The organism is Bacillus cereus group sp. MYBK216-1, from assembly GCF_051916495.1.
Taxonomy (GTDB): Bacteria; Bacillota; Bacilli; order Bacillales; family Bacillaceae_G; genus Bacillus_A; species Bacillus_A thuringiensis_K.
On the sequence record NZ_JBQAGT010000007.1, the window covers coordinates 140,931 to 161,312 of the forward strand.

A 20,382-nucleotide genomic window follows, 5' to 3' on the forward strand; every position below is an offset into this window, starting at 1 on the left:
CTACTCTTTCAAAAAGATTACAGTTAAACAAATTATTGTATACACATATCATCTATGTTAAAGGAGAAAGACGATGAAAAAGTTATTTATTTCACTAACAGTTCTTTTCGTTCTTGTTATGAGCGCTTGTAGCAATAGCTCTACAGACAAAAAGAACGATGCAAAAGGTAGTAAATCAGAAAAAATTACATACCAATCTGAAAATGGTAAAGTAGAAGTTCCTGCAAATCCAAAACGCGTTGTTGTATTATCATCATTCGCTGGTAACGTAATGTCATTAGGTGTAAATCTTGTTGGGGTAGATTCATGGTCTAAACAAAACCCACGTTTTGATAGCAAACTTAAAGATGTTGCTGAAGTATCAGATGAAAATGTTGAAAAAATCGCTGAACTAAATCCAGATTTAATCATCGGTTTATCAAATATTAAAAATGTCGATAAGTTAAAGAAAATCGCTCCTACTGTAACATACACTTACGGAAAAGTTGATTACTTAACACAGCATTTAGAAATCGGTAAGTTATTAAACAAAGAAAAAGAAGCAAAAACTTGGGTTGATGACTTCAAGAAACGTGCACAAGAAGCTGGTAAAGAAATTAAAGCAAAAATCGGTGAAGATGCTACAGTTTCTGTTGTAGAAAACTTCAACAAACAGCTTTATGTATACGGCGAGAACTGGGGCCGCGGAACAGAAATTCTGTACCAAGAAATGAAATTAAAAATGCCTGAAAAAGTAAAAGAAAAAGCATTAAAAGAAGGTTATTACGCATTATCTACTGAGGTATTACCTGAATTTGCTGGTGATTACTTAATCGTAAGTAAAAATAAAGATACTGATAACTCATTCCAAGAGACAGAATCATATAAAAACATCCCAGCAGTAAAAAATAATCGCGTATATGAAGCAAACATGATGGAATTCTATTTCAATGATCCACTTACATTAGATTTCCAACTAGACTTCTTCAAGAAGAACTTTCTTGGTAAATAATACAAACATGAGGAATTCTTAATTTAAGAATTCCTCTTCCTTTATTCTATGAACAGAAAAGATGTGAAACGAATGACAAAAGATCATGAAAATCCACGTTCTATAGCTTTTACATACAAACTAATTTTAAGCTTAATTGCATTCTTTCTTATTTTTATCGTTGCAATGGTATTAGGTGCTGCAGATACTTCGATAAAAGATGTATGGTTAGCACTCACTTCCTCCGCTAAAGGAGACAAAATATCTATTATTCGAGAAATACGTTTACCACGTGAAGTTGCTGCTATTTTTGTAGGAGCTGGATTAGCCGTTTCTGGAGCAATTATGCAAGGATTAACACGAAATCCACTTGCAGATCCTGGATTATTAGGGCTATCTGGTGGAGCGAATGCTGCGCTTGCACTGACACTTGCTTTCAACCCTTCCATCAGCTATCTTTACTTAACATTAGCTTGCTTTATCGGTGCTGCGATTGGCGCAATTATGGTATTTGGAATTGGTATGGTAAAAAAAGGCGGCCTTTCTCCTCTTCGAATTGTATTAGCGGGCGCTGCAGTTTCCGCATTTCTACTTGCAATTTCAGAAGGAATCGGCATTTACTTTAAAATTTCACAAGATGTATCACTTTGGACTGCTGGGGGCGTAATTGGAACAACTTGGAGCCAATTAAAAATTATTATTCCAGTCATTTCAATTAGTATCTTTATCGCTATCTTACTAGCAAAAAAATTGACAGTTCTTAGTTTCAGTGAGGAAGTGGCTATTGGACTAGGTCAAAAAATTATTGTTATTAAAACTATTTTATTTATCATTATTATCTTACTTGCAGGTGCATCTGTAGCACTTGTTGGAAATATGGCATTTATCGGCTTAATGGTACCTCACATGGTACGCCCAATTGTCGGTCCAGATTACCGATTTGTTATACCAATGTCAGCAATTGCTGGAGCTTCCTTTATGCTACTTGCAGATACAATCGGACGTACTATTAACGCTCCATACGAAACACCAGTTGCGGCAATTGTTGCGATTGTAGGGTTACCATTCTTCCTATTCATTGTACGTAAAGGGGGAAAAACATTCTCATGATGCAATCTATTTTAAGAAAACAGCGTCTTATTATACTCGCTTTACTTATAATAATCATCACAACCATTGTAGTTGGAATGGGGCTTGGTTCAGCATCTTTATCTTATGATCGACTACTCCCAACCTTAATGGGGAAAGGGACTTTTAAAGAGGAGTTCGTTTTATACTCTTTAAGACTACCTAGAATCGTCATTACATTATTAGCTGGTATGGCTCTCGCTTTATCAGGGGCTATATTCCAAGGAATTACTCGAAATGATTTAGCTGAACCTGGTATTCTCGGAATCAACTCTGGGGCCGGTGTTGCTGTTGCTATTTTCTTTTTATACTTTCCAATAGATGTAGGTTCATTTCTTTACTTACTACCTGTAGTTGGATTTATCGGAGCATTTCTGACAGCTGTTCTAATTTACGTATTTTCATATAGTAAATCAACTGGACTTCAGCCAATCCGATTAACATTAACCGGTATCGGTTTTGCATTTGCACTATCTGGAACGATGATTGTCCTTATCTCATCCGCAGATCGTATGAAAGTAGACTTTATTTCAAAATGGATTGCCGGAAATATTTGGGGAGATGACTGGATCTTTGTTTTAGCAATGCTCCCATGGTTAATCGTATTCATTCCATTTATTTTCTATAAAGCAAATCGATTAAACATTTTAGCATTAAACGAACCAGTCGCAATCGGCGTTGGAATTGAAATTGAAAAAGAACGCAGGTACTTATTAGTTGCAGCCGTTGCACTTGCAGCTGCAGCTGTTTCCGTAACAGGAGGAATTAGCTTTATCGGATTAATGGCTCCTCATATCGCGAAATCTTTAGTAGGTCCAAGACATCAAATCTTCATGCCTATCGCCCTTTTAATCGGCGGATGGCTATTATTATTAGCAGATACAATTGGACGAAATATCGTTGATCCTAATGGCATTCCAGCAGGTATTGTCGTTGCTTTAATTGGGGCTCCTTACTTTATGTATTTGTTGCTTAAGAAGGCGTAAAAAACACCCTCAAGATCTTTTCTTGAGGGTGTTTTCGTTTCATTCTACTGCTGCCCATACCCTTCAAACTTCTTCGCCAAATTCTCCATCTCATCTTCTGGCAATAGCTTCGGTTCTCCAACGCTTTTCGTTTGATAATAAATTTGAGCACAAAACTCAATCTCTTCTGCAACAGTAAACGCCATTTTTATATTATTTGCACCAGCAATTAAACCGTGATTTGCAAGTAGCACAGCACGACGATCAATCATGCCTTCAAAAGCAGCATCCGCTAATTGCTTCGTACCAAATGTTTCATAGGGCGCACAGCGGACATTCGGACCTGCAAAAGCAATTAAATATGACACAGCAGGAAGCTCCCATCCTAATGACGCAATCGTCTTTGCGTAAGGAGAATGTGTATGCACAAGCGCATTTATATCTTCACGCTTCCTATAGTAAATAAGGTGCATATCTAATTCACTTGATGGTTTTCTCTCTCCTTCTACTACTTCACCATCTAGGTTTAATATAACTACATCTTCAGGCTTTGTTTCATAATACTCTAAACCACTTGGGCTAATCGCAACAAGACCTTGTTCACGATTGAAAATACTAATATTACCGCCTGTCCCCTTTGTTAAACCGCTAGAAATCATTTTCTTTCCGTATGCTACAATTTCTTCTCTTTCTTTTTGTAATAACATATACATCCCCCTAAGTATGAAGCTTATGATGACTGACTTTGTATCTATCTACTTACTAAAATAGCTTTTTTAAGTTTTCCGTAAATGGTGCCTTGACAATTCCTTTTTCTGTAATAATCGCTGTTACATTTTCATGTGGCGTAACATCAAATGCTGGATTATATACTTTACTTTCTTTCGGAGCAGAATATTGTCCGAAGCGATTAATCACTTCAGAACCATCTCTTTCCTCGATTGGGATTTCTTTTCCTGTCGGTGTTTTTAAATCAATTGTTGGTGTTGGTGCTGCTACATAAAACGGAATGTTGTAGTATTTCGCTAAAATAGATAAGCCTAATGTGCCAATTTTATTTGCTACATCACCATTTGCTGCCACACGGTCGCATCCAACAATTACCACATCAATCTTCCCTTGTGACATGACCATAGCTGCCATATTATCCGTAATAACAGTAACATCAATGCCCGCTCGCTGCAGTTCTAATGCTGTTAACGTTGAACCTTGTAACCTAGGACGAGTTTCATCTGAATAGATTTTTAAGTCCCATCCTTTTTCTTTCGCTAAGTACATTGGAGCTGTCGCAGTACCATACTTAGTCGTCGCTAACGCACCAGCATTACAATGTGTTAATACTCCCATTCCATCATGGAATAACGTTAATGCATGTTCCCCGATTTGACGGTTAATTTCCTCATCTTCTCTATGAATTTCTTTTGCCTCTTCTAGTAATCTATCTTTCAACTGAGCAATTGATAAATGTAAGTTCTCCGCCGCGATTGCCTCCATTCTTTCAAGTGCCCAAAATAGATTTACTGCTGTCGGCCTTGATGTTGCCAAATATGCACACACCTTTTTGACTTCTGCTATAAAGTCTTCTATCGTACTTTGAGTAACTTCCTTAGCACCTAAATACACACCATACGCTGCCGAAACACCAATCGCTGGCGCTCCTCTTACTTTCATTACTTGAATGGCATCCCACACGCTTTCAGCTGTCTTGAAAGATTCATAGACAACCTCATTCGGTAATAATGTTTGATCTAACAAAACTAAAGAATCATCTTTCCACTGAATGGGTATTAATTGCTCTTCCATCATCTTCTCCCCTTACTTCGCGTAGTGCATTGACTGTTCTTTTAATGTTTCTACAAAACTTGTGCCCGTTCTATATTGATTCGCTCGTAAAATAAAACTCTTTGCTACTTGAAGACAAATTCGCTCCGCTCTAGCACGTGCTTCCTCATTCTCAATACAAGTAATATCTTTTACTTTCGCTAATCCAACAATACGGCGGATTAATTCCAGACCTGTCACTGCAGCTGTATCCTCTAATACAGATTGTAAATAGACTTCGTTAAAGCCTTCTTCTTTCGCCATAATCTCGGTCACATGAATATCCCAAGCATCTAAAAACTTCTTCTTAAATAAATCAATTACCTCTACCATCGTAGTTTGTAACCAATCCATATACGTATCTTTCTCAGCTCCAGATGGCATCGTTGCATCTGCATTCACCCAAGCAAACATTAAATTCGCCATTACATTCCCAACGTCATATCCCATAGGTCCATAAAAAGCAAACTCAGGATCAATAACCTTTGTAGAATCCTCTCTTACAAAAACAGAACCAGTATGTAAATCACCATGAATAAGCGCCTGTGCATTTGTCATAAAAGAAAATTTACGTTTCGCTACTTCCATACGAAGCTCTTTATCACTATAAATATGCTCCCTAATCCATCCTTCATTTAACGGAAACAGCTCATTACGCTTATTATGATTTGTAAATGGCTCAGCGTATACGAGGTCTTCTGTAATCTCACATAATTCAGGATTTATAAAATTCTTCACAAGTTCCTTCTTCTCTTTATGATTCATTACAACATCCGATGTTAATAAAAGTGTATTTACCATAAAAGTAGTTAAGTCGTCAGCAAGCTGCGGAAATATTTGATGATTTATAAGTGCTGTACGTAATATTGTATGATCCGATAAATCTTCCATTACGCAACAATTCATCACACTATCAAATAAATACACCTTAGGAACAAGTCCAGGTGCTAACTCATCCTCTAACTGCAAAACATCTGATTCTATACGAATACGATTTGTCGACAACTTAAACTCATCTGAAATGCGCGCTGTATCCCCAGCTTGCTTTACGATGACAGACATGTTCTCTTTTTCATCCCAAACGCGGAACACATAATTTAAATTGCCATCACCTATTTCTTTACACTGTAACCCCTTTGCATGTTCAAACTTAGATAATTTCTCTTTCACATATGCAATCACATCGTTAGCTTCCATTAAAAAATACTTCTTGAACTTAGACATGGTTTCCCCTCCATACTAACTGTAAGCGTTTTCTAAAAGCTATAAAAAATAATAGGTTGAATTTTTTCATCTTATAAATATGTATTCTTCTTTTTGAAAGTTATATCTAGATTTTATTATATCTTGTTAGCACTTTGAGTCAATGTTTCTAACTATCATCGTAATATACTTCCTAATTATATATTTGAGATGACAAAAATTGTTCAAAAAATTTCCGATTCATTTTATTTTATTTATCACAAAATTCTTTGTAAAATAGAAGTAAGCAGTTCCTTTTCAAAACCACAACCTCTAAGAAATATTTCCTTCCTAAGAAATTAAACTTACACACTATCTCTAACATACACACTACTCTTTCAAACAATCATTGAAAATTTATAAACTTAAAGTTACCTTTCCATTCCCTGTTAGTCTTAATTGAGAATAAATATTAATTAAATTGGTATAAAGTTGGTTTATTCTCTTGACAAAATAACCACTTCTATATGATAATTAATATCGAATTAGAATTATTATAGTTAATTAAAAAATATATTTTATGAGCACACTATTTTTTGATGCTCAAAACCAACATTTAGGAGGAATTTTAACATGTTATTAATCGGCACAGAAGTAAAACCGTTTAAAGCTAATGCTTACCATAATGGAGAATTTATCCAAGTTACTGACGAAAGTTTAAAAGGAAAATGGAGTGTAGTTTGTTTCTACCCAGCTGACTTCACATTCGTTTGCCCAACTGAACTTGAAGACTTACAAAACCAATACGCAACTCTAAAAGACTTAGGCGTTGAAGTATACTCTGTATCTACAGACACTCACTTCACTCACAAAGCATGGCATGATAGCTCAGAAACTATCGGCAAAATCGAGTACATCATGATTGGTGACCCAACTCGCACAATCACTACAAACTTCAACGTTTTAATGGAAGAAGAAGGTCTTGCTGCTCGTGGTACATTCATCATCGATCCAGACGGCGTTATCCAATCTATGGAAATCAATGCTGACGGTATCGGCCGTGACGCAAGCATTCTTGTTAACAAAATTAAAGCTGCTCAATACGTACGTAACAACCCAGGTGAAGTTTGCCCAGCTAAATGGCAAGAGGGTTCTGCAACACTTAAACCAAGCCTTGACCTTGTAGGCAAAATCTAAGGAGTTCGATCAAAATGATACTAGATGCAGATATAAAAACACAACTATCCCAATACCTTCAGTTAATGGAGAACGATATTTTACTTAAAGTAAGCGCAGGAGATGATAACGTATCTAAAGATATGTTAGCTCTAGTAGACGAATTAGCTACTATGTCATCTAAGATTACAGTAGAAAAAGTTGAATTAGAGAGAACACCAAGCTTTAGCGTAAACCGCCCTGATGAAGACACTGGTGTCGTATTCGCTGGTATTCCATTAGGACACGAATTTACATCACTAGTGTTAGCTTTACTACAAGTAAGTGGACGCGCTCCAAAGATTGAACAAAAATTAATCGATCAAATTAAAAACATTCAAGGCGAATATCATTTTGAATCTTATATCAGCCTAAGTTGTCATAACTGTCCTGATGTTGTACAAGCTCTTAACGCAATGAGCGTTCTTAACTCTAGTATTACACATACTATGATTGATGGCGCTGCATTCAAAGAGGAAGTAGAAAGTAAAGACATCATGGCAGTACCAACTGTTTACCTAAACGGCGAATCTTTCGGAAGCGGTCGTATGACACTTGAAGAAATTTTAGCGAAAATGGGTAACGGTCCAGATGCATCAGAGCTTTCTGATAAAGATCCATACGATGTTCTTGTTGTTGGTGGCGGCCCTGCTGGTGCAAGTGCAGCAATTTACGCAGCACGTAAAGGCATCCGCACTGGTATCGTTGCTGAGCGCTTCGGTGGTCAAGTAATGGATACTATGGGCATTGAGAACTTCATCAGCGTAAAAAAGACTGAAGGTCCTAAGCTAGTAGCAAGCCTTGAAGAGCACGTAAAAGAATACGACATCGATGTAATGAATCTACAACGTGCCAAACGTTTAGAGAAAAAAGAACTTATTGAAGTGGAACTTGAAAACGGTGCTATTCTGAAAAGTAAGAGCGTAATCGTTTCTACAGGTGCTCGCTGGCGTAATGTTGGCGTACCAGGTGAAGCTGAGTTCAAAAATAAAGGTGTAGCATACTGCCCACACTGTGACGGTCCATTATTCACTGGCAAAGACGTAGCAGTTATCGGCGGTGGTAACTCTGGTATTGAAGCAGCTATCGACTTAGCAGGTATCGTTAAGCACGTAACTGTTCTTGAATTCATGCCAGAATTAAAAGCTGATGCTGTATTACAAGAGCGTCTTAACAGCTTACCAAACGTAACTGTTCTGAAAAACGTTCAAACGAAAGAAATCACTGGTACTGATAAAGTAAACGGTATTTCTTACATCGATCGTGAAACTGAAGAAGTTCATCACGTTGAATTACAAGGTGTATTCGTACAAATCGGTCTTGTGCCAAACACAGACTGGTTAGGCGAAACAGTTGAACGCGTTCGCGGTGAAATCGTAACAGACAAGTACGGTGCTACAAACGTACCAGGAGTGTTTGCTGCAGGTGACTGTACAAATAATCCGTACAAACAAATTATCATCTCTATGGGTTCAGGTGCAAACGCAGCTTTAGGTGCATTTGATTACTTAATCCGTAACTAATAAAAACAGGTGCCTTGGCACCTGTTTTTTATTACCCTAATGTATAAACTAAAAACCTCTCATTCCCATTCTTCTCATAAGCACCTGGCAATCTAACTTCTTTCTTCAGCTCAAACGCAGTCTGATTTTCTAAGAAGAAAATATAGTCCTCAGAAGGATAATATAAAATAATATCCACTTCTCTCCCCGTGTTTTCTACTGAAAACAAAATGTTATTTACTACATTCATAAACACTTGCACAGAAAACGGATTAAAGAAATAAAACCTATTATCATGTGGATCAATCTCATATTCCTGCGCTAAACAACATTGGAATTGAATTTTCCCCTTACTGTTTCGTGCCTTTCGGACATAACGATCTCGATTATCGATCGCTTCTTTATAAAACTCTTCATTCATTTCAATTCCAACTGCTGATGCACCACATTTATGATGCATATAAAAGTTTAATCGCCCTTTTCCGCACCCAAAGTCTACAATTCGGTCACTACTTTTTATTTCATATTGATTCAGTAACTCATCTAATCCGCTATACGGCGTCGGTTCATAACGGTGATAATGCATAGATTTGTTAAATCCTTTTTGCTCACCGACTGTTTTTATATGTAAAACTGCATCGTAATATTGTTCGTTCATTCGTTTTCTCCTATTAAAAAATGGTACTTATTATTATACACCATGTACTGGAGGCTCATTTTTCATCAAATTAATAGATACGTGAAATTATATTAACGATTTTCTTAATATATCTATCGTAACTTCAAATATATCAACGATTTTCTCAATATATCTATCATAACTCCAAATATATCAACGATTTTTCAAATATATCGATTTACCGACAATTCACGACAAAAAAACAGGAGCTCTTTAGCCCCTGTCTTCTAACACTTTCAATACAGTTTGTTTCAATATTTCTACCCCATCCATAATACAACTATGATCAAACCTCATATACGGATGGTGTAATCCAGGTTGTAGGTCTGCTCCTAGTCCAAGCATGACAGCTTTTAAATGTGGTCTTTTCACTGTATAGTAATGGAAATCATCGCTTCCTGTCGTATAGAGAGGCCCTGTGCATCTCTCTTCCCCATACACTTCGAGAATACCTTTACGCATAAAGCGCTCTGCTTCTTCGGAAACCTCTGCTCCTGGTGCAAGATCCATCCATTCGTATGAAGTTTTCGACCCCATCGATGCAGCTGATTCTATTACATGCTCAATCTTTTTCTTTAATTCTTCTAATAGTATATTACTCTCTGCTCTTACATCTAAACTGAAATGACCATTTCCCGGAATAATATTTAAATTATCACCACCAGCTTGGCATCTCGTCATTTTTACTGAATAAGAACTTTGCGGTGGCAGCCAAATATTTTTCAAACCGATATTAATCATGGAAATGACATCAATTGCATTCACACCTTGGTGTGGTCTTGCCCCGTGTGCATCCTCCCCATGAATCATACCCTCTAAAAATCCTGCTGCTCCATGGCGAATAGATGAGGCTGCTTGTTTCAAAGATAGTTCTTCAATTGGTCTTAGATGGACGCCAAATAAGAAATCAGCATCATCTACAGCACCTTTCTCCACCATCTTTAAAGCACCATTCCCCTTCTCTTCTGCCGGCTGAAAAATAAATCTAACCGTACCACTTTTCCATCTCATATTTTTCAATTGTAAAATAAGTCCCATTACAATGGTCATATGAGCATCATGGCCACATGAATGGTTCGCTTTAAATTCTCCATTTACTTCTTGCCAAAGTGCATCCATATCAGCACGAATCGCAATAACTGGATTCCCGCCTCCAATCTCAGCAATTACACCTGGACAATCATCAAATGTTCTATATGAAATTCCTTCTTCTTTTAAAAAGTCAGTAATATACGCTGTCGTTTCATATTCTTTCCAACTTACTTCAGGGTTTTCGTGTAAATGCTGAAAAATCTCCGTTAAGCGCTCTTGTAGCTCTAATGTTTTCAACGTTCCAGTCTCCTTCCCACATTACAAACGATTCGGGTTAATTATACTTATGAAAAACAGATGTTTTTATGAACATATTGAATTTTAAGAAAAAAGTCAATTATTTATTTTTAAACACTTAAAAATCTTACTCTGCACTTATATTACAAACTAAACAAACAACTAGAACATTCCTTATTTTCTGTTTTTTATGTTGACGCTTACATAAACTTTTAGTTATCATAACCTAATAAACGTCTATTTTACGACAATTCTAAAAATACAAACAAAAATACGTAACAAGGAGGAACTTTATGAAAAAAGAAATACCTTTTGGAATAGCGATTATCCCTATTATCATTACCGTTGCAGTTATGATGGTTACAATTGTTGTATTAAAACAAAGCCCTCACGTTCCACTTATTATCGGTACAACCGTTGCTTCTATTGTCGCTTGGCGTTACGGTTACAAATGGAATGATCTTGAAGAAGCAATGTATAAAGGGATTCGTCTTGCATTACCTGCTATCGTCATTATTATTCTTGTTGGCTTAACAATTGGTGCTTGGATTGGCGGTGGAATCGTCGCAACGATGATTTATTACGGTTTAAAACTTTTAACTCCATCACTATTTTTAGTTTCCATTACCGTCATTTGTTCTATCGTTGCATTAGCAATTGGTAGCTCTTGGTCTACAATGGGGACAATTGGTGTTGCTGGAATGGGAATTGGCCTAAGTATGGGAATCCCAGCTCCAATGGTTGCTGGTGCCATTATTTCAGGCTCTTATTTTGGCGATAAAATGTCACCGCTTTCAGACACAACTAACTTAGCCGCAGGATTAACAAATACAGATTTATTCGCACACATTCGTCACATGTTATTTACTACAGTTCCAGGTTTAATTATTACTCTTATCGTCTATGCTCTCTTAGGAAGAAGCTTCGGCGCTAACAATATTGATGCGAAGAGCATCGATCAAACGTTACAAGTATTGCAACAAAACTTTGTTATCTCACCTTTCCTACTCATTATACCCGTAGTCGTTATGGTATTGGTCGCTAAAAAGGTCCCTGCTATACCAGCGATTCTCGTCGGTATTATTTTAGGATTTTTATCACAAGTCTTTATTCAAGGTGGTTCTGTCTCAGCATCTGTCGGTGCACTCCAAGCTGGATTTGTTATAGACACTGGAAACAAGCTAGTAGACGAACTATTTAACCGCGGTGGCTTAGATTCGATGATGAATACAGTCTCTATGACAATTGTCGCTATGACTTTCGGAGGAGTATTAGAACATACAGGTATTCTTCGCTCAATTGTAAATCAAATTTTAAAGTTAGCGAAATCAGCAAAAGGGCTTATCGCTTCTACTATCGCATCTTGTTTTGCAACAAACCTTACTTGCTCTGAACAATATATTTCAATTGTTGTCCCTTCAAGAATGTACGCAAATGCCTACACAGAAAAAGGACTACATTCAAAAAACTTATCCAGAGCATTAGAAGATGGCGGAACATTAACTTCTGTCTTCGTTCCTTGGAATACGTGCGGTGTATTTATTCTCGCTACACTTGGCGTAGGTGCATTTGAATATGCCCCTTATGCTATTTTGAATTTCATCGTACCTATTATCTCAATCATTTATGGTATAACAGGTTTCACAATTGTAAAACTATCAGACATTGAAAAAGCAGAACTGCTAAAGAAACAAAAAGCTCAACTAGAAGCTTAAAAATAGCGGTAAATTCAGTTCATATAGTGCGCGAGGTCGCCCTTGTTGATAGGGCATTTCCTCGCCGCAAATATGAGCATACCCGTAATCAACTAATTTCTTTAACAACCTTTCTGTCGATCTTCGAGTCACTTGTAAGTACTCAGAAAGGTCAGCTGCTGTAAACTTCAATGACGGATGCGATTGACTAAATTGAATGATTTTTGACAAGTTCGCCGGACTAAGCTTCGTTTCCTTCGCTATTTTCATTAGTTCCGGATTATCATTTTTCAAACTTTGTACTCTCTGTTCTTTCGGGAACGGCCCAAACAAATCTTTATCACTTGTTAGTATATAAAAACAACGATCTATTGGATTGTTCTTTGCAAAACTTTGAGCAATTTTTGCATTTTGCTCCGCTTCTTTCACGGTTTTCCCATAACCAAATCCAATAGCTATCGTTCCTTCTACGCTCGCAAACAAGTTATCTATTGCATTTGTTTTAATAATTGATTCGATATCACCACGAGTTGTATACAAAATGCATGTCATTTCATCCACTTGTTTAAATGAACCACGTAGTTCTTTTGAAATGACATCTAGTTTTTCAAGCAAACTCGCTCGTAATTCTAAGGAAGAAATAATACAAGCACCAACAGTAGCTGAATAGCTTTTTGCTAACTCAGCTTTTATTTTTGCATCGTTTAGCCCATATATAATGGATTGTGTTGGATCAATCATGCGCTCTGAAGGAACACCTATTTTTTGAAGCTCGTCGTAAACAGCGTGAATACTAGTTAAAGCTAAATGAGCTTCTCCAGATTGATATTTAGCTACATGAAAATCGATAACTCTATTTATCTCATCTTTACTCCACAGCATATTTTCATAATCCAACACTTGCGGACTTTCTTTTATACCGATATCATGGAACACATTTGTAATAAACGAGCGGTCTACTAAATCGATGGAAATGTTATGTGGTTGAATACTTTGATGATACATGATAGAAAGAATTGAAGATGCGACAGTTGTCTCGTCTTGCTGTAAGTATGTACTTGGAATTCGTAATTGTTCTCTTATTTCTTTTGCCATATAATAAGGTAAAGCACCTGAGAAAAAGATGACATCACAAGGCTTTAGACACTTTAATAGTTCAGAAGATTCCGCCGAATGAAGGTAAATATATGGATCAATTTCTATTCCCTCTAATTTTTGAGCAATAGGAAAAAGGTTCTCCATAAACTCCTTTGAACCGACAACTGCAATTTTTATCATCATTTTCTCTAACTCCTTATCATTAATTAACGACTATTTAACGTCAACTATATCAAATGTATAAAACTATTGTAAACAGGAAGGGGTTTCTATTCAATGAAAATTACAGCTATTCATCTTTACGCAATTCGTTTACCGCTTCGCAATCCGTTTGTTATTAGTTATGGCTCTTATTCTGATATGCCCTCTATTATCGTCAAAATGGAAACAGATGAAGGTATTATCGGTTACGGTGAAGGCGTTGCTGATGATCACGTCACAGGTGAATCATGGGAAAGTACTTTCCATACTTTAAAACATACGCTAACCCTGGGCCTAATCGGACAAAATCCAATGAATATCGAAAAAATACACGACATGATGGACAATACAATTTACGGTGTTCCAACAGCGAAGGCCGCAATTGATATTGCTTGTTTTGATATAATGGGCAAAAAACTAAATCAACCTGTATATCAATTAATTGGCGGGCGCTATCATGAAGAATTCCCTGTCACTCACGTTTTAAGTATTGCCGATCCTGAAGATATGGCTGAAGAAGCTGCTTCTATGATTCAAAAAGGTTACCAATCTTTCAAAATGAAAGTTGGTACGAATGTAAAAGAAGATGTGAAACGTATTGAAGCTGTACGAGAACGTGTAGGAAATGACATTGCTATTCGCGTTGATGTAAACCAAGGCTGGAAAAATAGCGCAAACACATTAACAGCACTGCGTTCATTAGGACATTTAAACATTGACTGGATTGAACAACCTGTTATCGCGGACGCTATTGATGCCATGGCTCATATTCGTTCTAAAACAGACCTCCCGCTTATGATTGATGAAGGATTAAAAAGTTCTCGTGAAATGCGCCAAATTATTAAATTAGAAGCTGCTGATAAAGTAAATATAAAACTAATGAAATGCGGCGGCATATATCCAGCTGTAAAGCTCGCTCATCAAGCAGAAATGGCAGGCATTGAATGCCAAGTGGGATCAATGGTCGAATCATCTGTTGCCTCTTCCGCAGGATTTCATGTCGCTTTCTCAAAGAAAATCATTACGAGCGTAGAGCTAACAGGACCATTAAAATTCACAAAAGACATCGGAAACTTACATTATGATGTACCATTCATTCGCTTAAACGAAAAGCCCGGACTCGGCATTGAAATAAACGAAGATACACTACAAGAACTAACCGTCTTTCAAGACGTTGTACGCTAAAGGAGGACTATCATATGACGGTTCTATACGAAGGAACATTAAAACAAAATAACGAATCATTTCACGTTACATTACTATCACTAGAGCACATCGAACAAATTTTATCACTACAAAACATCGTAGTTAAAGCATTAGAAGATAAAAGTCGTTTACAACCACTCTCACAAGAAGAATTTCAATACATTCTAGAAGGAAACGGCATGATGATCGGTGCTTTTATCGAAAACGAACTCATCGCATTTCGTGCCCTACTCGTCCCTCCTATCGACGAAGAACATTTAGGACTTGATATTGGTTTGCCAGAAAGTGAACTACACCGCGTCATCTATCAAGAAATCTCAAACGTTCATCCGAACTACCGAGGAAATGGTATGCAAAAAATATTAGCAAAAGTCATTATGGAAGAATTGCAAAAAGAAGAAAGCAAATATGATTACGTATGCTGCACCGTTGCTCCTTTTAACATTCCGAGCTTGAAGGATAAGTTTACGCAAGGGATGGAGATTGCTGCGCTGAAGGAGAAGTATGGTGGTAGTCTGCGGTATGTTTTTGTGAAGGAATTGCGCAGAGATAAGGAAAACGATTGGACAGATGTTCAAAGTATTCTAATGAGTGATGCTAGTGGACAGCAGGCTTTGCTTTCGGAGGGGTATCGTGGGTTTGAGATGGAGAAAGTGGATGGGGATTTTGTTGTGATGTTTGGACGCTAATCTATATACTCGAAAAGAGGAGATGTCTGCTGTGACCTCTTCTCTTTTCGATTTGTTGAACAATCCTGTAGTAAATGAAATTATATCAACGATTTTTAAAATATATCTATCAAAACTCACAATATATCAACGATTCGACAAGAAATATCGATTTACAGACAAAAATCGATATCCCTTCCTAAACCGTCATCTTCCAACTAGATAACGCTAACCAATTCTCCATTTCCTTATAATCAGGCATTATCTTCCCGACAAGACGCCAAAAAGAGCGATCATGATTTAAATGAACCATATGACACATTTCATGAACGACTACATAGTCAATTACTCGCTGTGGTGCCATTGCTAGCTTCCAATTGAATGTTAGTTGTAAATTCGAATCGCAAGTACCCCAAGTACGACTACTATCTGTAATACGAATAGAACGTGGTTTTGTTTTGAAATTACTTTGATACGCTTTAATACTCTTCTCTACTAAAGTTTTACACTGCTTATAATAAAATCGTTTTAAAGCTTGTTGTATTTTCTCATCCTTAAGCTCTTTCACATAAATATGTAACTTATCTCCTTCAAAAATTGCATTGTCTTGCTCAATGCTTATATCTTGGGAAATCTGTATCGGATACGTATTCCCTAAATACAAAAAGCCCTCTCCTTGATCGTAATCCTTTTCCTGTGGTCCATGCGCTCGCTCCTGCATTTCCTTACGTGTTGTCTGAATCCAATCCCACTTCTCCTCTAGCAACTGGACTAAGTATTCAACAGGTGTTCCTTTCGGAGCTTGCACTTCCACATTTCCGTATGAATCTACAAAAAGACGCACGGACTTTTTCTTCTTATAAGTTATATGAAAATTAATTGTCTCACCTAAATATGTATGTACCATTTCATCACCTAGCATAGTATTTTTACAAATAAAAAAGAGTAGGATACAAACGTCCTACTCTACCTATTATATCATTTACTGCTTTAACGAACTCATTATCCTCTATACTTTACAGCTAATCCTTTAATGAAATTCCTTGCGTATTTATCGCCGCACTCTTTGTAATTTTTATGGCCTTTTTTTCTTAACAGAGCGCCTAACTCTCCTTTTGTTACCGTAACGCCCACGCTATCTAATATATCAAGTACATCCTCACTCGTTAAAGATAGTGCGATTTTCATTTTCTTTAGAAGAAGGTTATTGGCACTCTCCTTGCTCTGTACAGGTGCAGGCTGCCCTGGTTTTGGATCTTGCTTCCCTCTTTTTAAAGTAATAAATCCATTTAAAAACGCCTCTAACATCATCATATCGCATGTTAATACGTACTCATCTTCGATTACATCAGGGTTTTCAGGCTCGTGCTGAGGCTCTCTTTTTATTTTTGTAAGCATATCAACTACATCTTCTTTCGTTACTTCCATCCCGCCAAGTTTAAAGATTTCCACCATATCTATATCTCTTATATCTAAAGCGTATCTTACTCTTTTTAATATATCGTTGTTGCTCATTGCCATTGGGTTTCCTCCTGAAATGTTGATTATTTATTCAGCGGTTAAAGTTTATGCTATAACCTGCTTTAAATTATCATGTTTAATCTAACCTTTTAGTTATTGTCCGCTAAATTAATACTTTAACATTTTAAAGATATGTTTTATAGTCTTACCCGAACTTTTCTCTATCATTGTATCTACAGAGCTCTTACATGTTTTTTATATGCCTATAAAAAGATTTCTCTCTTAACATTAACTAAAAGAAAAAAACAGTGCTTTGATTTCTCAAATACACTGTTCTTTTCCAGCTCTGCACTTATTTTCAACTCACTCATGTCATGCACTACATATGAAATGATTTAACTGCTTAAAAGTTAAACCGTCTCACTATCCTGAGCCACACCAACACTATCCTCAAACTTATCCAACAAAGCACGCACCTCATCCGTCGACTTCGTGCTCATCAATTGATTTCTCAATTCCGCAGCTCCTGGGAAGCCCTTCACATAAATTTTGAAGAAGCGGTGAAGCCCTGTGATTGAGCGTGGCAGTACTTCTGCATATTGATCTTGTAAATCAAGTTGTAGTCTTAAAAGATCTAGATGTTCTTTACTGCTATGCTCTCTTGGCTCTTTTTCAAACGCAAATGGATTTTTGAAGATGCCTCGTCCGATCATTACGCCATCAATGCCGTATTTTTCAGCAAGTTCCAGTCCCATTTTACGATCAAGGATGTCTCCATTGATTGTTATTAACGTATTGGGTGCAATGCGGTCACGTAATTTTTTGATTTCCGGAATTAGTTCCCAGTGCGCATCTACTTGGCTCATTTCTTCTCTTGTGCGTAAATGAATAGAAAGATTTGCAATATCTTGTTTGAAAATATGCGTTAACCAATCTTCCCATTCGCTTAACTCTTTAAAGCCCAGTCGTGTTTTTACGCTGACAGGTAGTCCGCCCGCTTTTGCTGCTTGAATAAGTTCTGCCGCAACGTCTGGACGTAGAATAAGACCACTACCTTTTCCTCTTGATGCTACGTTCGGTACAGGGCAACCCATGTTAATATCGATGCCTTTAAATCCTAGCTCTGCCATACCGATACTCATTTGACGGAAGTATTCGGGATTGTCTCCCCAAATATGTGCCACCATCGGTTGTTCATCTTCTGTAAAAATTAAACGGCCACGTACACTTTTCATACCTTCTGGATGACAATAGCTATCCGAGTTTGTAAACTCTGTGAAGAATACGTCCGGACGACCAGCTTCACTTACTACGTGACGGAAAACAACGTCTGTCACATCTTCCATTGGTGCAAGTACGAAAAATGGTCGTGGTAATTCACGCCAAAAATTATCTATCATTTCAAATTCAAATCCTCTCACTATGAATACAATTTCAAAATCTCAATTTATAATTTGTGAAAATCAGCAATATTTATTTTAACTAAAATCGCTTATGAATGGTATTTTTGTAAACCAAAAAGCAGGTGGTATAGATTTTTTCTATATCAACTGCTTTCCTATTATACTAACTTAAGCCAAGCCACACACTCCACATGCGTCGTATGCGGGAACATATCAACAGGTTGTACTTCCTGTGTTTTATATCCGCCTTCTTCTAGTACTTTTAAATCACGTGCTAATGTTGCTGGGTTACATGATACGTATACGACGCGGTTTGGCTTCATGTCGATGATTGTGTTTAGTAATGCTTCGTCACAGCCTTTACGCGGTGGGTCTACGACCATTGTGTCAGCAATTACGCCTTCTTTGTACCATTTTGGAATGACTACTTCTGCTTCTCCTACCCCAAATTCAGCGTTTGTCATGTTGTTTAGTGTTGCATTTCGGTTTGCGTCTTCAATTGCTTCTGGGACGATTTCAACGCCGTACACTTTTTTCGCTTTTTGCGCTAGGAATAACGAGATTGATCCGATTCCGCAATAGGCATCAATTACTGTTTCGTTACCATTTAATTTTGCGTATTCTAACGTTTTATCGTATAGCACTTTCGTTTGTTCTGGATTTACTTGATAGAATGAACGTGCTGAAATCGCAAATTTAATGTCACCGATAAAGTCATAAATATATTCTGATCCGTACAGTACTGTCGTTTTATCTCCGAAGATTACATTCGTACGCTTCGTATTTACGTTTTGAACAATGGATTTTACTTCTGGGAATTTCGCTGCAATTTCTTCAATGATTGCGTTTTTGTTCGGCAATTCTGCTGTACGTGTAATGAAGACAAGCATAATTTCCCCTGTTACTTGTCCGTAACGAGCCATTACGTGACGAAGTGTTCCTTTATTACGCTCTTCGTTGTATGCAGTAATACCGTGCTTTTCACAAATACGTTTTACTTCTTGGATTAATGTATCGTTTTCTTCTGCCTGAATTAAGCATGATTCCATATTAATGATGTCATGCGTTCCTTGGCGATAGAAACCAGCTACAAGTCCGCCTTCACGTTCTCCGATTGGTACTTGTGCTTTATTGCGATATACCCACGGATTTTTCATGCCAAGTACAGGATGCACAGGAACATCACCTAGTCCTCCAATGCGCTGCATAACGTCACGTACTTGTTTTTCTTTCGCCTGTAATTGTCCTTCATAAGTTAAGTGCTGAAGCTGACAACCGCCGCACTGATTATATACTGGGCATTCTGCATCTTTACGATATGGACTTTCTGTATGAAGCTTCATTAAACGACCAAATGCGAAGTTTTTCTTCACTTTAATAATTTTAATTTGCGCTTCTTCACCTGGTAATCCGTTTTTAACGAAAATAGGATAGCCCTTTACTTTCGCAACACCGGCACCATCATGTGTTAAATCTTCAAATACTACATCTATAAACTCGTTTTTCTCAACTGGTGGCGTCATTTTAGTACTCATTTTCCGACCTCTCTTTTTCATAACACTGCGTTACATTTTATCATACTTATATAGTCTTTTTCTATTGGAAGAAAAAAAGCTATTGACGATAGTTCTCTGTTAATGTTACGCTACTACTAATTTAATACGGACGATGTTACCTCATATATACTTGATAATATGGATCGAGAGTTTCTACCCGGCAACCTTAAATTGCTGGACTATGGGGAAAACTAATGAATATTAGCCTATGCGCAAAAAAGGACTCATATTGATTAGCTTTCTCTCATAGATGAAAGTGAATCCATATGGGTCTTTTTTTATTTTTATTTTTCTAAAAGGTCAG

The 20,382-nt window shown here is 37.1% G+C and carries 18 protein-coding genes and 1 riboswitch; of the genes, 8 read left to right on the top strand and 10 right to left on the bottom strand.

The features are described from left to right. The first annotated feature begins 73 nt into the window (after positions 1 to 73). The 3 genes from ACTFRH_RS22990 to ACTFRH_RS23000 are packed head-to-tail and all read left to right on the top strand — an operon-like array spanning position 74 to position 3,084. Positions 74 to 991, top strand: coding sequence for an iron-hydroxamate ABC transporter substrate-binding protein (locus tag ACTFRH_RS22990; protein WP_000732595.1), 918 nt, complete (start codon positions 74 to 76; stop codon positions 989 to 991). 48 nt (positions 992 to 1,039) lie between these two features. Further along, complete coding sequence (locus ACTFRH_RS22995; protein ID WP_002163833.1) at positions 1,040 to 2,080, top strand: FecCD family ABC transporter permease; 1,041 nt, start codon at positions 1,040 to 1,042, stop codon at positions 2,078 to 2,080. Further along, positions 2,077 to 3,084: a FecCD family ABC transporter permease gene (locus ACTFRH_RS23000; protein WP_000983739.1), complete on the top strand. Its 1,008-nt coding sequence runs from the start codon at positions 2,077 to 2,079 to the stop codon at positions 3,082 to 3,084. Before ACTFRH_RS22995 ends, ACTFRH_RS23000 begins: the two co-directional genes overlap by 4 nt. Positions 3,085 to 3,128: 44 nt before the next feature. Here the strand turns inward: ACTFRH_RS23000 and ACTFRH_RS23005 are convergent, their stop codons facing one another. Genes ACTFRH_RS23005 through mtnK form a run of 3 tightly spaced genes read right to left on the bottom strand, consistent with a single transcriptional unit; the run spans position 3,129 to position 6,108 of the window. Continuing rightward, the gene (locus tag ACTFRH_RS23005; RefSeq protein WP_000926555.1) at positions 3,129 to 3,770 is read right to left on the bottom strand and encodes an L-fuculose-phosphate aldolase; all 642 of its coding nucleotides are present in this window, start codon (positions 3,768 to 3,770) and stop codon (positions 3,129 to 3,131) included. Between the two features lie 55 nt (positions 3,771 to 3,825). Continuing rightward, a complete protein-coding gene (gene mtnA, locus ACTFRH_RS23010; RefSeq protein ID WP_000392499.1) occupies positions 3,826 to 4,866 on the bottom strand; it encodes an S-methyl-5-thioribose-1-phosphate isomerase in 1,041 nt (346 codons plus the stop codon). Positions 4,867 to 4,878: 12 nt separating this feature from the next. Further along, positions 4,879 to 6,108 (bottom strand): S-methyl-5-thioribose kinase, encoded by a 1,230-nt coding sequence (mtnK, locus tag ACTFRH_RS23015; RefSeq protein WP_000032825.1) that lies wholly within the window; start codon positions 6,106 to 6,108, stop codon positions 4,879 to 4,881. Positions 6,109 to 6,699: 591 nt separating this feature from the next. On the opposite strand from mtnK, the gene ahpC reads away from it, so the two are divergent. Next, on the top strand, positions 6,700 to 7,263 hold the full coding sequence (ahpC, locus tag ACTFRH_RS23020; protein WP_000924420.1) for an alkyl hydroperoxide reductase subunit C: 564 nt from the start codon (positions 6,700 to 6,702) through the stop codon (positions 7,261 to 7,263). Between the two features lie 14 nt (positions 7,264 to 7,277). Then, positions 7,278 to 8,804 carry an alkyl hydroperoxide reductase subunit F gene (gene ahpF, locus ACTFRH_RS23025; protein WP_000599498.1) on the top strand — a complete coding sequence of 509 codons (1,527 nt, stop codon included), beginning with the start codon at positions 7,278 to 7,280 and terminating at the stop codon, positions 8,802 to 8,804. A 31-nt stretch (positions 8,805 to 8,835) separates the two neighbouring features. Here ahpF and ACTFRH_RS23030 read toward each other — a convergent pair whose 3' ends face one another. Together ACTFRH_RS23030 and ACTFRH_RS23035 are read right to left on the bottom strand one after the other, a co-directional pair. After that, positions 8,836 to 9,441 (bottom strand): SAM-dependent methyltransferase, encoded by a 606-nt coding sequence (locus ACTFRH_RS23030; protein ID WP_001005612.1) that lies wholly within the window; start codon positions 9,439 to 9,441, stop codon positions 8,836 to 8,838. A 234-nt stretch (positions 9,442 to 9,675) separates the two neighbouring features. Continuing rightward, positions 9,676 to 10,791: a M20 peptidase aminoacylase family protein gene (locus ACTFRH_RS23035; protein ID WP_000853517.1), complete on the bottom strand. Its 1,116-nt coding sequence runs from the start codon at positions 10,789 to 10,791 to the stop codon at positions 9,676 to 9,678. A 293-nt stretch (positions 10,792 to 11,084) separates the two neighbouring features. On the opposite strand from ACTFRH_RS23035, the gene nhaC reads away from it, so the two are divergent. After that, positions 11,085 to 12,506: a Na+/H+ antiporter NhaC gene (gene nhaC / locus ACTFRH_RS23040; protein WP_000711511.1), complete on the top strand. Its 1,422-nt coding sequence runs from the start codon at positions 11,085 to 11,087 to the stop codon at positions 12,504 to 12,506. Here nhaC and ACTFRH_RS23045 read toward each other — a convergent pair. Next, positions 12,495 to 13,766: a transcriptional regulator gene (locus ACTFRH_RS23045; protein WP_440048832.1), complete on the bottom strand. Its 1,272-nt coding sequence runs from the start codon at positions 13,764 to 13,766 to the stop codon at positions 12,495 to 12,497. The two genes, nhaC and ACTFRH_RS23045, sit on opposite strands and share 12 nt — an antisense overlap. A 93-nt stretch (positions 13,767 to 13,859) precedes the next feature. Here ACTFRH_RS23045 and ACTFRH_RS23050 point away from each other — a divergent pair, with 93 nt between their 5' ends. Then, positions 13,860 to 14,969, top strand: a complete 1,110-nt coding sequence (locus ACTFRH_RS23050) for a mandelate racemase/muconate lactonizing enzyme family protein (protein WP_000704484.1) — start codon at positions 13,860 to 13,862, stop codon at positions 14,967 to 14,969. A 14-nt stretch (positions 14,970 to 14,983) separates the two neighbouring features. Continuing rightward, entirely contained in the window at positions 14,984 to 15,679 is a 696-nt protein-coding gene (locus ACTFRH_RS23055) for a GNAT family N-acetyltransferase (RefSeq protein ID WP_000217562.1), read from the top strand. Positions 15,680 to 15,857: 178 nt separating this feature from the next. On the opposite strand, the gene ACTFRH_RS23060 is transcribed toward ACTFRH_RS23055, so the two are convergent. From ACTFRH_RS23060 to rlmD, 4 genes are all read right to left on the bottom strand, one after another. Then, a complete protein-coding gene (locus ACTFRH_RS23060) occupies positions 15,858 to 16,565 on the bottom strand; it encodes a M48 family metallopeptidase (RefSeq protein WP_000233768.1) in 708 nt (235 codons plus the stop codon). 95 nt (positions 16,566 to 16,660) lie between these two features. Beyond that, on the bottom strand, positions 16,661 to 17,179 hold the full coding sequence (locus ACTFRH_RS23065) for a DUF1456 family protein (protein ID WP_001251741.1): 519 nt from the start codon (positions 17,177 to 17,179) through the stop codon (positions 16,661 to 16,663). A 350-nt stretch (positions 17,180 to 17,529) separates the two neighbouring features. Next, positions 17,530 to 18,519: a tRNA dihydrouridine synthase gene (locus tag ACTFRH_RS23070; protein WP_000566708.1), complete on the bottom strand. Its 990-nt coding sequence runs from the start codon at positions 18,517 to 18,519 to the stop codon at positions 17,530 to 17,532. A gap of 161 nt (positions 18,520 to 18,680) precedes the next feature. Further along, positions 18,681 to 20,057, bottom strand: coding sequence for a 23S rRNA (uracil(1939)-C(5))-methyltransferase RlmD (gene rlmD / locus ACTFRH_RS23075; RefSeq protein WP_000105040.1), 1,377 nt, complete (start codon positions 20,055 to 20,057; stop codon positions 18,681 to 18,683). 121 nt (positions 20,058 to 20,178) lie between these two features. Beyond that, a riboswitch (purine riboswitch) is annotated at positions 20,179 to 20,280 on the top strand. The last annotated feature ends 102 nt before the right edge of the window (positions 20,281 to 20,382 follow it).

Coding starts and splice junctions, on each gene's coding strand:
- ACTFRH_RS22990 (WP_000732595.1), top strand. CDS start 74: ATGAAAAAGTTATTTATTTCACTAACAGTTCTTTTCGTTCTTGTTATG.
- ACTFRH_RS22995 (WP_002163833.1), top strand. CDS start 1,040: ATGAACAGAAAAGATGTGAAACGAATGACAAAAGATCATGAAAATCCA.
- ACTFRH_RS23000 (WP_000983739.1), top strand. CDS start 2,077: ATGATGCAATCTATTTTAAGAAAACAGCGTCTTATTATACTCGCTTTA.
- ACTFRH_RS23005 (WP_000926555.1), bottom strand. CDS start 3,770: ATGTTATTACAAAAAGAAAGAGAAGAAATTGTAGCATACGGAAAGAAA.
- mtnA (WP_000392499.1), bottom strand. CDS start 4,866: ATGGAAGAGCAATTAATACCCATTCAGTGGAAAGATGATTCTTTAGTT.
- mtnK (WP_000032825.1), bottom strand. CDS start 6,108: ATGTCTAAGTTCAAGAAGTATTTTTTAATGGAAGCTAACGATGTGATT.
- ahpC (WP_000924420.1), top strand. CDS start 6,700: ATGTTATTAATCGGCACAGAAGTAAAACCGTTTAAAGCTAATGCTTAC.
- ahpF (WP_000599498.1), top strand. CDS start 7,278: ATGATACTAGATGCAGATATAAAAACACAACTATCCCAATACCTTCAG.
- ACTFRH_RS23030 (WP_001005612.1), bottom strand. CDS start 9,441: ATGAACGAACAATATTACGATGCAGTTTTACATATAAAAACAGTCGGT.
- nhaC (WP_000711511.1), top strand. CDS start 11,085: ATGAAAAAAGAAATACCTTTTGGAATAGCGATTATCCCTATTATCATT.
- ACTFRH_RS23045 (WP_440048832.1), bottom strand. CDS start 13,766: ATGATGATAAAAATTGCAGTTGTCGGTTCAAAGGAGTTTATGGAGAAC.
- ACTFRH_RS23050 (WP_000704484.1), top strand. CDS start 13,860: ATGAAAATTACAGCTATTCATCTTTACGCAATTCGTTTACCGCTTCGC.
- ACTFRH_RS23055 (WP_000217562.1), top strand. CDS start 14,984: ATGACGGTTCTATACGAAGGAACATTAAAACAAAATAACGAATCATTT.
- ACTFRH_RS23060 (WP_000233768.1), bottom strand. CDS start 16,565: ATGGTACATACATATTTAGGTGAGACAATTAATTTTCATATAACTTAT.
- ACTFRH_RS23065 (WP_001251741.1), bottom strand. CDS start 17,179: ATGGCAATGAGCAACAACGATATATTAAAAAGAGTAAGATACGCTTTA.
- ACTFRH_RS23070 (WP_000566708.1), bottom strand. CDS start 18,519: ATGATAGATAATTTTTGGCGTGAATTACCACGACCATTTTTCGTACTT.
- rlmD (WP_000105040.1), bottom strand. CDS start 20,057: ATGAGTACTAAAATGACGCCACCAGTTGAGAAAAACGAGTTTATAGAT.